This window comes from Erysipelothrix anatis (genome assembly GCF_009828745.1).
GTDB classification, from domain to species: domain Bacteria; phylum Bacillota_I; class Bacilli_A; order Erysipelotrichales; family Erysipelotrichaceae; genus Erysipelothrix; species Erysipelothrix anatis.
On the sequence record NZ_WTSX01000001.1, the window covers coordinates 232,211 to 245,496 of the forward strand.

General features: G+C 40.1%; 12 protein-coding genes. All 12 read right to left on the reverse strand.

The window, feature by feature from the left end; translation table 11 throughout:
- Positions 1-177: 177 nt before the first annotated feature.
- On the reverse strand, positions 178-1,101 hold the full coding sequence (locus GVV19_RS00980) for a dihydroorotate dehydrogenase (RefSeq protein ID WP_159644878.1): 924 nt from the start codon (positions 1,099-1,101) through the stop codon (positions 178-180).
- Positions 1,098-1,853 carry a dihydroorotate dehydrogenase electron transfer subunit gene (locus tag GVV19_RS00985; protein WP_159644880.1) on the reverse strand — a complete coding sequence of 252 codons (756 nt, stop codon included), beginning with the start codon at positions 1,851-1,853 and terminating at the stop codon, positions 1,098-1,100. The genes GVV19_RS00980 and GVV19_RS00985 overlap by 4 nt, the downstream gene beginning before the upstream one ends.
- Entirely contained in the window at positions 1,844-4,936 is a 3,093-nt protein-coding gene (gene carB / locus GVV19_RS00990) for a carbamoyl-phosphate synthase large subunit (protein WP_159644882.1), read from the reverse strand. Before carB ends, GVV19_RS00985 begins: the two co-directional genes overlap by 10 nt.
- Positions 4,933-5,334 carry a carbamoyl-phosphate synthase domain-containing protein gene (locus GVV19_RS00995; protein ID WP_159639329.1) on the reverse strand — a complete coding sequence of 134 codons (402 nt, stop codon included), beginning with the start codon at positions 5,332-5,334 and terminating at the stop codon, positions 4,933-4,935. The genes carB and GVV19_RS00995 overlap by 4 nt, the downstream gene beginning before the upstream one ends.
- Positions 5,322-6,578 carry a dihydroorotase gene (locus tag GVV19_RS01000; protein ID WP_159644884.1) on the reverse strand — a complete coding sequence of 419 codons (1,257 nt, stop codon included), beginning with the start codon at positions 6,576-6,578 and terminating at the stop codon, positions 5,322-5,324. The genes GVV19_RS00995 and GVV19_RS01000 overlap by 13 nt, the downstream gene beginning before the upstream one ends.
- Positions 6,579-7,454: an aspartate carbamoyltransferase catalytic subunit gene (locus GVV19_RS01005; RefSeq protein WP_159639331.1), complete on the reverse strand. Its 876-nt coding sequence runs from the start codon at positions 7,452-7,454 to the stop codon at positions 6,579-6,581.
- Positions 7,455-7,982: 528 nt separating this feature from the next.
- Complete coding sequence (locus GVV19_RS01010; protein ID WP_159644886.1) at positions 7,983-8,402, reverse strand: hypothetical protein; 420 nt, start codon at positions 8,400-8,402, stop codon at positions 7,983-7,985.
- A 68-nt stretch (positions 8,403-8,470) separates the two neighbouring features.
- Positions 8,471-9,025: a class I SAM-dependent methyltransferase gene (locus tag GVV19_RS01015; protein WP_159644888.1), complete on the reverse strand. Its 555-nt coding sequence runs from the start codon at positions 9,023-9,025 to the stop codon at positions 8,471-8,473.
- Positions 9,022-9,654, reverse strand: a complete 633-nt coding sequence (locus GVV19_RS01020; protein WP_159639341.1) for a Type 1 glutamine amidotransferase-like domain-containing protein — start codon at positions 9,652-9,654, stop codon at positions 9,022-9,024. Before GVV19_RS01020 ends, GVV19_RS01015 begins: the two co-directional genes overlap by 4 nt.
- Before the next feature lie 36 nt (positions 9,655-9,690).
- Positions 9,691-10,986, reverse strand: coding sequence for a hypothetical protein (locus GVV19_RS01025; RefSeq protein WP_159644890.1), 1,296 nt, complete (start codon positions 10,984-10,986; stop codon positions 9,691-9,693).
- Between the two features lie 217 nt (positions 10,987-11,203).
- A complete protein-coding gene (gene ahpF, locus GVV19_RS01030; RefSeq protein ID WP_201288173.1) occupies positions 11,204-12,715 on the reverse strand; it encodes an alkyl hydroperoxide reductase subunit F in 1,512 nt (503 codons plus the stop codon).
- Between the two features lie 2 nt (positions 12,716-12,717).
- Positions 12,718-13,281 (reverse strand): alkyl hydroperoxide reductase subunit C, encoded by a 564-nt coding sequence (ahpC, locus tag GVV19_RS01035; RefSeq protein ID WP_159639343.1) that lies wholly within the window; start codon positions 13,279-13,281, stop codon positions 12,718-12,720.
- Positions 13,282-13,286: the final 5 nt, after the last annotated feature.

The following is a 13,286-nucleotide window of genomic DNA, read 5'->3' on the forward strand; positions in this document are numbered from 1 at the left end:
ACCACTTTGTTAAGCGCAATTCAATATAAAATTAGGTATACCTAACAAAATATATTATCGCACCTTTGTTGATAGCGTTATCATCGTTTCAAAACCGCTCTATTTAAGCATTTTATACTTTTCAACAATTGTTTTTAAATAATCAATTTTGCGAAAAAAAAGACCCTTTCGGGTCCTCTATTTGATTTTAGCAGCGCGAACTTCTTCAATCAAACGTTCTATGGATTCAATTTTCAATGTTGCCATTCGATCTGGGAGGGCTTCGATTAATTCCGGACAAATCATCGGGTTATGAAGATTCGCGGTTCCAACGGCCACCGCACTCGCACCTGCCATTATCATTTCTAGCACATCGTCAACCGTTTCAACGCCACCCATTCCTATAATTGGAATAGATACCGCTTGTGAAACTTGATGGATCATTCGGATTGCGATTGGTTTGATTGCAGCCCCTGATAGGCCTCCGGTTCCATTCGCAAGCACGGGTTTTCGCGTTTTAATATCGATTTTCATTGCGGTAAATGTATTAATCATTGAGATTGCATCTGCTCCTGCTGCTTCGACTGCTTTCGCAATCGCTACAATATCAGTAACATTAGGAGAGAGTTTAACATAGACAGGAACCGTTGCCACTTCTTTGACTTTACGCGTTAATCGCGCCGCAGTATCTGGATCCGTTCCAAAGGCTACACCACCTTCTTTAACATTTGGGCATGAAATGTTTAATTCAATGGCCTTCACATTTGGTGCATTACCAACACGGCGACAAACCTCAACATATTCTTCTTCTGTCGATCCCGCAACATTCGCAATGAGCGGAACGTCAAATTCTTCAAGAAATGGGTATTTCTCCTTCATAATAATATCCAAACCTGGATTTTTTAAACCAATCGCATTCATCATGCCACTGGTTGTTTCACAAACGCGTGGCAAATCATTTCCCACACGTTCTTCTAACGTTGCTGCTTTTGTCATGATTGCCCCTAATACGCTCAAATCATAATAATCAGCGAACTCCTCACCGAAACCAAACGTACCACTTGCTGGCATGATTGGGTTTTTTAACGTTATCCCTGGTAATTGTACTTCTAATCGGTTCATAACTGGATCTCCTTCGCATTAAATACTGGTCCATCTTTACAGACACGATGCTTTTTATCTTTGGTCTCGCATCCGTAGCACGCCCCCATGCCGCACGCCATTCTTTCTTCTAAAGACAAGAATAGATTTTGGTGATGTTTAAATCGATTTTGAATTGCTACGTTCATCGCATGTGGACCACATGCGTAAATCATATCAAACGACTCCTTATTATTCAGAGCATCAAGTGCATATCCCTGTTGGCCATAAGTGCCATCATTAGTTGTGTATATGACGTGACCAAATTGCTTAAATACATCTTCATAATAGATATCACTGTGTGTAGTAAATCCAAAGCACATCGTTACATTGTTTGTCATCGTACTTACTTGTTTTGCCAATTCATATAAAGGAGCAACCCCAATACCGCCACCTATAATTAAAACTTTTGAGTCTTTTTTAATGGATGAAGTATCGAAGCCGTTTCCTAAAGGGCCCATTACATTAATCGAGTCTCCATGCGTATACGTCGACATTTCCAATGTGCCTTGCCCAACAACGCGATACAGAATCACGATTCGATGATGTTCCTTATCGATTGATGCAATGCTAATTGGGCGTCTCAAGGTTTTAGCTTGGTCATGCAGCTTTAAATGAAGAAATTGCCCTGCTTTTGATGTTTCTGCAAGTTCCTTGCTCTCAAGAATCATTTCATAAATGTTATGTGCAATTTCTTGATTTTGAACAATTCTAATATCTTTGATTATTGCCATCTTCGTTCTCCTAATTCCCAAGGCGTTACTATCTTTGAAGCAATGACTTGTAGCATTGCCTGAGATGTATCCAATGATGTGAAAAGTGGAATTCCTTGCTCCGTTGCAACACGACGGATAAGGAAACCGTCGGTGATTGTTTGTGACTCTCCGCTTACGGTATTAATAACCATTTGAATTTCTTTATTGCGAATTGCTGCAAGGATTCCCTTATCAGAGGTCTCGGATATTTTAGCAATGCTTTTTGCACAGACTTTGTTCTCATTGAAGTACTTCGCTGTACTTTCTGTTGCAATGATTTTGTAACCACGTTGTTGGAGAAAACGTGCTTGTGATAGTGCCTCTTGCTTATCTGCATCAGCAACAGTTATTAAGACCGTTCCACGTAATGGAATTGTGTGTCCACTTGCAACAAAAGCTTTATAGAGGGCTTGTGATAGTTCGAAATCCGATCCCATTACTTCCCCAGTTGATTTCATCTCAGGACTTAAAACAGTATCCACACTCCGTAGTTTCGCAAACGAGAATACCGGTGCTTTAACATGAACACCCGCAACTTCTTTTTGATATCCATAGGGTTCTGGAAGCATTTTCCCAAGCATTGCTTCACTAGCAAGTCGCGTCATTGGAATACCAGTGACTTTACTTAAGAACGGCACGGTTCGAGATGCACGTGGATTTGCTTCAATGACATAGACTGTTTCATCTTGAACAATAAACTGAATATTTATCAACCCAATCGTCTCAAGTCCTAATGCGAGTCGTGTTGTAATATCAATAATATTTTCTTTAAGTTTTTGACTGAGTGATTGTGGTGGGTATACTGCCATTGAATCCCCTGAGTGAACGCCCGATTTCTCAATGTGCTCCATCATGCCGGGAATTATGACATGAGTTCCATCTGAAATGGCATCAACTTCAATTTCAGTACCATAGATGTATCGATCAATAAGAATGGGTGATTTAAAGCTTAGAGTATCGATATGTTCTATAAGCGCAGTTTCTGTATGAACAACTTTCATTGATTGACCCCCAAGCACAAAACTTGGTCTGACCAACACTGGGTAGCCGATTTCTTGGGCAATTGCGATGAGTCGTTCTTTAGTCTGAGCACTGGATCCAAGCGGTTGGGCAATGTTTAGTTTTTTGAGTAATTGTTCAAATTGGTGGCGATCTTCGGCTGCATCAATTGCTCGGACTGGTGTTCCTAGAATTCTGACGCCAGCACGCTCAAGTTGACCGGCGAGATTGACTGCTGTTTGTCCACCAAATTGGACAATGACTCCCTCAGGTTTTTCAAACTCGATGACAGCCATTACATCCTCAAATGTCAGTGGTTCGAAATAAAGCTTGTCTGCTAACTCAAAATCGGTGGATACCGTTTCAGGATTATTATTGATGACAATCGCCTCGTAACCATTTGCTTGGATGGCTTTGACACAATGAACAGTTGCATAGTCAAACTCTACCCCTTGACCAATTCGAATTGGTCCAGATCCTAAGACGACGATGGATGGCCTTGAACTCACCACGCTATCGTTTTGATGTTCATACGTGCTATAGAAGTATGGTGCAGTTGTTTCTGATTTCCCACCATTACTATCAATCGCTTTAAAGACAGGTTTATGAGCATGATCTTTGACGACTGTATCGCTAAAACCATAACGTTTTTGTTGAAGGGTATCTTCGCTTGCTTCAAGTGCAACAATATGTGCCACTTTATTCAGAAAGAAGCGATCAATGCGTGTCATTTCGTAAATTGTCTCAATGCTGATTGCTCGTCGTAGTAACTCTGCAATATAGAAAATGCGCTCATCCGTTTGAGCGGATAGACCATCATAAAGTGATTTTGTATCTACATCTTCAAGCTTGTCGAGTTTAATATGGTGAATGCCAAGTTCGAGTGAGCGGATTGCTTTCAGTAGGGCACTTTCAAGATTACGTCCTAGAGCCATAACTTCACCCGTTGCTTTCATTTGGGTTCCCAGTTTACGGTTTCCACTTAGGAACTTATCAAATGGCCAACGTGGTACTTTTGCGACGACATAGTCAACGATCGGTTCGTGGAATGCCGTCGTGTTTTCGAGAATGGGATGTTCAATTTCAGGTAGTGTCAGTCCTACTGCTATCTTCGCAGTCATTTTCGCAATTGGATAACCTGTTGCTTTGCTTGCAAGTGCAGAAGATCGTGACACACGTGGATTCACTTCAATCACATAGTATTGTTTGGAGAATGGATCTAAAGCAAATTGTACATTGCAGCCGCCTTCTATTTTCAAGGCTTTAAGGATTGAAAATGCTGAGTTGCGAAGCATATCAAGTTCGTCACCGGACAATGTTTGGGCAGGGGCAAAGACAATTGAATCTCCAGTATGAATTCCCACAGGGTCAAAATTTTCCATGGTGCAAATCACCATACAGTTATCATCTTTATCTCGAAGCACTTCATATTCAATCTCTTTGAATCCCGAAATATCTTGTTCAATCAAACATTGATTTACAGGTGAGAGCAAGAGACCTTGGGTCACAACATCTACTAATGCTGCTTCATCCTCACACCGTCCACCACCACTACCGCCCATTGTAAAGGCTGGTCTAACAATAATTGGATAACCGATACGTTGTGCAGCTTGTATTGCTTCGTCCACTTTGTGGACAATCTCACTGGGCGCAATCGGTTCGTCAAGTTCTAGCATCAACTGTTTGAATAGGTCACGATCTTCAGCTTGTTCAATCGCCTCGACCTTTGTTCCTAAAAGTGTTATACCGAATTGTTCTAGGGTTCCTGCTTTATATAAGGATACCGCTAAATTCAAGCCAGTTTGCCCTCCTAAATTTGGAAGTATTGCATCAATTGCTTCATGTTCTAATATCCGCGTTAGAAATTCCACAGTCAGTGGTTCAATATACACTTTGTCCGCAACATCTGCATCCGTCATGATTGTAGCAGGATTTGAATTAACCAAAACAACTTCATATCCCAGTTCTTTTAAAGCTAAACACGCTTGTGTTCCTGCATAGTCAAATTCTGCTGCTTGCCCAATTACAATGGGTCCTGATCCTATAACTAAGATTCGTTTCATTCCTGGCCCTCTTTCATAACAATACGTAATGATTTATTCTTGTGTTTTTCAATATGTCGAACCAATGCGCGGGTATCCACGCCTCGAACACCAATAACTTGATACCTATCACAATATGATTCTAATGAAGTTGTTGCCTCGTAGTGTGCACTATCGGCACTTAACTCAGAAACAATAATTGCGCGGTATGGACTTATGCCTTTTTGGAGCTTTGATTCATTAACTCCTTGAATTCCAATTTCAGGATACGTAAAGATAGTTATGTCGTTTTCTAGCATTGATGCGTTATACGAATACGCATTTTGGTCAATCATGAACGTTCCGGATACATCTCCGCGTGAACCAAAGCCAAATCCGATAAATTCTGTATTATCATCAAGTATAATTATGCGTTCCATACGCGTTCTCCTCCAACATAGGTTTGTGTACACATTCCGGTCACACGTGCTCCAAGAAATGGCGTATTCTGCGACTTCGATTGAATGTGTTCAGGTCCCAGTGTTACCGTATCGTTTATATTAAAGACTGCAAGATCAGCAACATCACCGACTCTTAACTGACATCCTGGTAACCTAAAGATTTCTTGAGGTCGAATGCTCATCCAGTTTTTTAAATCTTCGTAAGTCGCTTTCCCCGTCTTTACAAAATGTGTGACCATAAGAGGGAATGCAAATTCACTTCCAATAATGCCAAACGGTGCGTTTCTAAACCCTCCCGCTTTTTCATCGGATGCATGCGGTGCATGGTCTGTCGCAATCATATCAAGGGTTCCATTATGAAGTGCTTCTAAGAGATTTATTTGATCTCTCTCAGATCGTAATGGAGGGTTCATTTTGTAATTCGCATTATCTTCTGTGATGTGCATTTCGTTAAGAATTAAGTGATGTGGAGTAACTTCCGCAGTGACATGTGCACCCATTCGTTTCCCAAACGCAATTGCCTCTAAACTTAAGGTGTCCGAAACATGACAGACATGATATCGTGCACCCGTATGTTTCGCAATCACCACGTCACGCGCAATTTGCGTTGATTCACTCAAACTACTCATACCCGGTAGTTTCAATGCTTTGTTTCGGACTCCTTCATGCATAACGCCGCCATGAAGCACGGATTCATCTTCAGTATGTGCAACAATGAGCGCATCTTGTTCTGATGCAACTTTCATTGCCTGGTACATCGTATCTGCAGTTTGAACCCCAATACCATCATTGGTATAAGCAATAGCATTGATTGCTCCAAAATCAATGAGCGTTTCGCTCTTTAATCCAGTTGTTATGGGTGCATAGGGATACACATTAACAACAGCATCGCGCGCAATAATCTCACAGACTTGATTCATCACTTCAACAGTATCGGGAACTGGATTTGTATTTGGCATTGCACAAATACTTGTAAAACCACCTGATGCCGCAGCCATGCTTCCACTTTTAATCGTTTCCTTATGTGTAAATCCCGGTTCTCGAAGGTGTACATGGACATCAACTAAACCCGGCATGACAAGTTGACCGTTTAAATCTGTTTCTACATCCCCGTGTAAATCAGTACCTATTTCGTGAATTTTGCCATTTTCAATCGCAATATCGCGGCGTTCGCCCTCATTACCTTTTGTGATTATCCATGCATTTTTTAATATGTGTCTCATTTACCCCTCCATCACTGATTCTAAGATTGCCATGCGCATATAAACACCATTTTCCATCTGTCGCACAATTCGTGATTGCGAACATTCAACCAATGCATCTGCGATTTCTACATTTCGATTTACAGGTGCTGGATGCATAATAATTGCATGTGGTTTCATTCGTTTTTGTCGTTCAAGACTTAAACCATAACTTTCATGATACCCTTCTGCCGACATGAGCATCACATCATCATGACGTTCGAGTTGTACGCGAAGCATCATCACAACATCTGAAATTTCAATCGCAGTCTCAATATCTACATATTCGCCCCATTGCAACATGCGCTCGTTGAAATACCATTTAGGACCTACCAGCAATACACGCGCTCCCAACGCTTTTAAGAGTTGCATGTTTGAATGAGCAACCCGTGAGTGCACTAAATCACCAATAATCGCTACAGTTAGCGTTTCAAAGTTCCCAAATTCTTCGTAAATCGTCATCATATCTAAAAGCGATTGTGATGGGTGTGATCCACAACCAGATCCGGCATTCACAATATTTATGCCAAGGTTCATAAGGGGTTCATAGTAGTTATCATCAAAGTGACGAATAACCGCTGTATCAACACCTAATGCTTTCATCGTCAACAACGAATCGTATAAGGATTCGCCCTTTTGTACTGAACTCGTTTGAACTTCGAAGTTAATGATGTGCATACCTAAGCGGTACTGTGCCATCTCAAAACTATGTTTAGTTCGAGTACTGTTTTCATAGAACATGTTCACAACATGACCGGTGACATGTTTCACTTCACCTTTTTTGTAGGCGATAGCGCGATCAATTAAATGCATAACTTGGTTGGAAGATAAATCTTCCACATTGACAAAATGTCCCATTCGTCCCTCCATAAAAAAAGCTTGATCGTATGACCAAGCAAGATGACTTAAAGAAGTGTTCTCGCTTTTGGTCTCTCTGGATCCAATTAAAGTGAAATCACCTGATATATTCTCTATTGTGGAATAAAAATGTCTTCTTTATTCGCATTTGATTTTTTAGATTGATATCAACTGTCTCTAAGCGATGCATCATCTTAAGCCTCCATCTTTACAAAAAAGAGCCTCTTTCGTGCAAGGAAAGAGACTCATCGTGTGATGTTTCTTAAAGTCTTTCCTTGAATGCCTCTCTGGACATTACTTAAAGGATTTTCTGTTAGGAATATCGTAATTTATTTGAAGCATTAAGTCAAGCAATCACAAGCAAAGGTTTGCATAAAAATGTACAAATTAAAACGCTTGGTATCGCGTACGATGTTCTGGATATAAATCTTCAAAATTTCTAACGAGATACTGGAAAGAAATATTATCATACCAAAATTTATGGACTCGCTGTGTAGATATTTCCGGTTTAGTTAGAGACTCAAGCGTCTAACGATGTTGTTTTAAAAAATAAATAAGCACTGAAGGAACCACAATCATACAGACGTAGATTGCTATTGTCGCAACAATACTTGACTGAGCTTGCATCCATAACGGTTCAACAACACGCTCATTCGTATACCGCTTGTAGAATCCAATAGTCATATGTAGCACGAAGGCAATGCCATTTATCCATCGAATATTGTTGAGCCATTGGATGCTATCCATGCGATTTTCTGGCGGTTCGTGGATCCTGTCTACATACGCAAACATGACGATCACAAAAAGATTAACATAGATTGGCACAAACCATGCGGTTGATAAATCTAGATTGGGAAAAAGGCTAAAAATAGCCAGAGCAGATCCGAGTAGCACACACCAATCCAATAGTGTGCGCCATCCTGTATGTTTACTGAAGAATTTGTACATAGTATCACCTTTTTAATAATTATAGCATACACACATCAGTCATTTTTTCCGTAAAAAAAGATCGCTATTTAGCGAGCCTTTATTATTAGCGGCTTATATGCATCTATAATAATAGACGCCATCCCTATTTTTTCATGACTGTTGCGACTATCAAAGCGCAAAGAACGCCCAATCATTCCATCGTCAGGGTTCCAATAACTAAAGTGAAAATCACCATTTTCATCACAATATTCTAAGAGATTGACACTAAATCCTGCGCGTTCAAAAACAGCGATAAGTTGCTTATAAGTATATAGAATTTTATGGGTATATGCCGGATGATCTTGGGGACCCGGACCGCCGACCCCAACGAGTTTTAGAAACGATGCATCTTGCAAATTCCCGTCTGGTACTGCTACGCGAATGTACCCACCTGGTTGTAAATACTCATAGCAAAGCCTTGCAGCACAAATCCCTTCTGCTTCGGTAAAATGTTCCCAAACATGCTCAGCCAGAAATGCTTGAGCCTTTTCATTTGAAAAATAAGCGTGCATACTGTCCGATGATAGCACATCTAAGTCTTCGTGATTCGTTGCAATCCATCCAGGATAATCGGTTGTTCCAGCGCCAATGATTACCTTCACTTTGGAACACCGGCCGTAATAATATTCAATTCATCATTAATCACCACAACTGCTTGTTGGTCATCAATAACACATAAATTATAAGTGTCACTGTATGTTTCAATAATCTCATCGACTTCGGCATCAAAATATTCATTCCCTTGATGCGGAACGATATGAATATCAACCAAGTTTAAGCCGCGATGACTCGTTAGCGTTGTTGCCGCAGCTTCATTATCCATGAGCGTTATGTAGCCAATGTTCGGTGTACATACAATTGATCCTGCCGACTCACCAATGTACCATTTCCCACGTGCAACATGATTTTCAATCGCCTTATCGATATTTTTCTTACGTAATTCCTGAAGTAAGTAAAATGTATTTCCTCCTGATACATAAATGATATCACTTGCCTCAATGATGGACGTAATCTCAGCTTCCTGTAAGGCACCTATTTCAAGATTCGTGAGTGTCATATTATGCGACTCAAACCATTGTCTTGCGTCATCGACGTAGAAGTCTACGGTCTCCACATACGAGGCCGTTGGAATAAAGGCAACACGTAAGGGCCTGTCTCCACTCTTAATTCCCAGTTTTTCTAATTCTGGGGCAAAATCTATAAATGATGACGTGAGTACTAAGTTTTTCATGCGATCTCCTTTAAACGGTGTTAGTCCTATTATACCTTAAACTTTTTGCGTGTATTGAATTAGCCGGAATATATTTTGGATATCACGATCATTCGGTAAATCTGAGATAGGATACAACTTCTTGATTACAGGTGTACCTTCGAAAATACGACTTGTCGTCGACAATACGAGGTCAAAGTCTTTGTGTGGGTCAAATTCAAAGAAGTGTTGTGTGTTAAAATACTTTGTCAAGAATGCAATAATCGCTTGGGTATGGTGCGAACCCAAATCACTGTAAATCGCAATGTCCAAACGCTTGTAGTTGCGCAGATGAGGAATGTTGTTGTAGATGTGGAAAACCATGTCATCCACAAATGGTAGCAAATCGATACCTAAATCTTCTCCTAACGATTGGGTTCCTAATTCAACATAATTAGCATAGTAGGAATTTTGACGTTTAAATTCTTTGTAAAAAATTGCATGTCGACTCATGATCGTATCGATTTTCACAGGGAAAGTACGTGCCCAAATAACTAGAATATAGAGGGTCTCGAGGAATGTTTCGTACGAATCCGCATCAATTTTTGAACGATCAAATAAGGCATCAAAGTTACGTTGGACTGAGGCAACATAATCACGGTGGAACGTTTCATGATCAATGGCTAAAACTGTATTACGGAATTGATCAATAATTGCAGCCTCGGTTGTTTGATGTGTTTGAATGCGATACATCGCAACGCGAATAATCATTTCAATATTATCAACAATGTGTACTGCCTCTACATTTTTATAGGTCGAAACGTAGTTTAGGACTTCCGCAAAAGCTTTTCGATCAACTGCAGGAAGCGTCGGTTCTAAATCCGAAAATTTGATGATCTCTGCGATGGCATAGTTAAGATGCCCTTCGCTCGTTGTCGTGTAGACGAGGGCATTGTTTTGATTATAAACCACTTCACTTTTAAACTGTTTCATGAACTTGTTGATTTCAATCACAATTTTTCGCAAATGTGATTCACTGTAGGACAAATCAAGGGCATGATCGACAATTGTATGCGTTGGATTTTCAAAAATGTTGAGCAAAAAACGAATTCCGATTTCATTACGGAACAGTTCCTTTCGCACCTCAATAAAATCCTGCATTGCATTGTTCGTTATGAAAATATTATTTTTATTAATGCGAATGTCTAGAAACTCGCCCCATTGCTCACGCATGAATTCCAAATCGGCATACACTGTATTTTTACTAGAACTATTGACAGTTTGAATCATATCGAAGGTCACAACACCGGTCTCGCGTGTGATGTCGATAATCTTAAGATAACGTAATGTTTTTGCACTTAACAAATTCTTCATGTTCCTACCCCCTAGTTACATGATATACATATACTTTCATTTTAATTCATGTTACGTTGTCTTTCAAACCAAATGTGATGATAAATGCATAATTTACACATAAAACTCATATTTTCACAAGCATTTAAGAATATTTGTCCATTTAGACATCAATACATACAACTTAGACATAATAAAAGAAGATGCACACATTGTACACCTTTTCGAACTCTATAAATTATTCGCGAATGAGTGCATCAAAAGCCCCCAATGCAGCAGTGGCACCAGACCCCATCGCGATGATGATTTGCTTGTAAGAGCTATCGGTACAGTCCCCAGCTGCAAAGATTCCAGGAACACTTGTTGCACCATGTTTATCTACAATAATTTCACCTTGTTTTGTCTTTTCAACAAAATCGCCCAACCATTCTGTATTCGGTACTAGCCCAATTTGGACAAATACGCCCTCAAGATCAACATGACTTTCCACGTCTGTATCTCGATTTTTATAACGTAAGCCGTTGACACTATCCGCACCCTCAATCGACATTGTTTGAGCATTGGTCACAACGGTTACATTTTCAAGTGTTGCAAGACGTTTTTGAAGCACTTCATCAGCTTTCAATTCAGGCATAAATTCAACAACAGTTACATGTTTGGTAATTCCTGCCAAATCAATTGCTGCTTCAATTCCTGAATTTCCACCTCCGATAACGGCGACACGTTTGCCCTCAAAAAGAGGTCCATCACAGTGTGGGCAATAAGCAACCCCTTTATTTTTAAATGCTTGTTCACCTGGGACATTTACATTGCGCCAACGCGCACCTGTCGCAAGGATAACCATTTTACTTCGTATTTCGGTACCATCTTCTAACGTTGCGACTGAAAGGTCGTCTTTACGAAGGGACGCAACCGTCCGGGATTTGATAATGTCGATTGGATACTCATTAACGTGAGCTTCTAAAGCCATTGCTAATTTGGGTCCTTCAGTTTGTGGAACACTGATTAAGTTTTCGATGGAGAGCGTCTCTAAGACTTGACCACCCATCCGGTCCGTAATCATTCCAACACGAAGTCCTTTACGTGCTGCATAAATAGCAGAGCTACTTCCGGCTGGACCACCACCAATCACAAGAATATCGTAAGGCTTCGATAAATCTGCAGTAATTGCAGCTTTTCCGCCTACTTTGTCCACAATTTCTTCTAAAGTAATACGACCACCAGAGAATTCTTCACCATTCAACATGACAGTTGGTACAGCCATGATGTTATGCGCTTCAATTTCTGATTTGAAGATACCACCGTCAATCATTGTATGACTAATATTCGGATTGAGTACTGCCATAATATTGAGCGCTTGAACAACATCTGGGCAAATATGACACGATAAACTAACATACGTTTCAAAATGTAATGAATCTGTAATACCTTGAATTCTTTGAATCAGACTTGCATCAACTTTGGGAGCACGTCCACTAGCTTGAATTAATGCCAAGACAAACGATGACAATTCATGACCTAATGGAATTGCAGCAAAGACAATACCTGTATCACCAATCGCAAAACTTGGGGTTCGCGATAAAGTATCAGAAACTACCGAAATTCGTGGTGATAATGCAGCAACTTCTTCCACAAATGATTTTAATTTGAGAGACGTTTCATCACTACCAACACTGAGGGTTAAGACAACATCACCTTCAAGTAAGGCAACATAACTTTCAAGTTGCTTAACGATTGTGGCATCAAGCATGATTAAATTTTCCCTACAAGGTCAAGTCCTGGAGTTAACGTTTCTTCTCCTTCTTTCCATTTTGCTGGGCAAACTTCACCAGGATTTTTGCGAACATATTGTGCGGCTTTAATTTTATCAATGAGTGTACTTGCATCACGGCCAATACCATCGGCATTGATTTCCATTGCTTGAACGACACCATCTGGATCGATAATAAAGGTACCACGTTGCGCTGTTCCTTCTTCTTCATTAAGGACATCAAAGAATCGAGAAATACGATGTGATGGATCACCAATCATAATATATTCAATCGTACTGATTACTTCTGAATGATCATGCCATGCTTTGTGTGTAAAGTGTGTATCAGTAGATACTGAGTACACTTCAACACCCAATTTTTTAAGCGTTTCATATTGATCTTGAAGGTCTGCTAGTTCCGTTGGACATACAAATGTGAAGTCCGCTGGGTAGAAGCATACAACGCTCCATTGCCCTTTAAAGTTTTCATCACTGACACTGATGAATTCTTCGTTATGATATGCATTCGCTGTGAATGGTTCAATTGTTTTTCCAATTAATGACATACTTT

Bases quoted from the DNA above. Each gene is read 5' to 3' on its own strand.
- GVV19_RS00980 (WP_159644878.1), bottom strand. From the start codon at position 1,101: ATGAACCGATTAGAAGTACAATTACCAGGGATAACGTTAAAAAACCCA.
- GVV19_RS00985 (WP_159644880.1), bottom strand. From the start codon at position 1,853: ATGGCAATAATCAAAGATATTAGAATTGTTCAAAATCAAGAAATTGCA.
- carB (WP_159644882.1), bottom strand. From the start codon at position 4,936: ATGAAACGAATCTTAGTTATAGGATCAGGACCCATTGTAATTGGGCAA.
- GVV19_RS00995 (WP_159639329.1), bottom strand. From the start codon at position 5,334: ATGGAACGCATAATTATACTTGATGATAATACAGAATTTATCGGATTT.
- GVV19_RS01000 (WP_159644884.1), bottom strand. From the start codon at position 6,578: ATGAGACACATATTAAAAAATGCATGGATAATCACAAAAGGTAATGAG.
- GVV19_RS01005 (WP_159639331.1), bottom strand. From the start codon at position 7,454: ATGGGACATTTTGTCAATGTGGAAGATTTATCTTCCAACCAAGTTATG.
- GVV19_RS01010 (WP_159644886.1), bottom strand. From the start codon at position 8,402: ATGTACAAATTCTTCAGTAAACATACAGGATGGCGCACACTATTGGAT.
- GVV19_RS01020 (WP_159639341.1), bottom strand. From the start codon at position 9,654: ATGAAAAACTTAGTACTCACGTCATCATTTATAGATTTTGCCCCAGAA.
- GVV19_RS01025 (WP_159644890.1), bottom strand. From the start codon at position 10,986: ATGAAGAATTTGTTAAGTGCAAAAACATTACGTTATCTTAAGATTATC.
- ahpF (WP_201288173.1), bottom strand. From the start codon at position 12,715: ATGCTTGATGCCACAATCGTTAAGCAACTTGAAAGTTATGTTGCCTTA.
- ahpC (WP_159639343.1), bottom strand. From the start codon at position 13,281: ATGTCATTAATTGGAAAAACAATTGAACCATTCACAGCGAATGCATAT.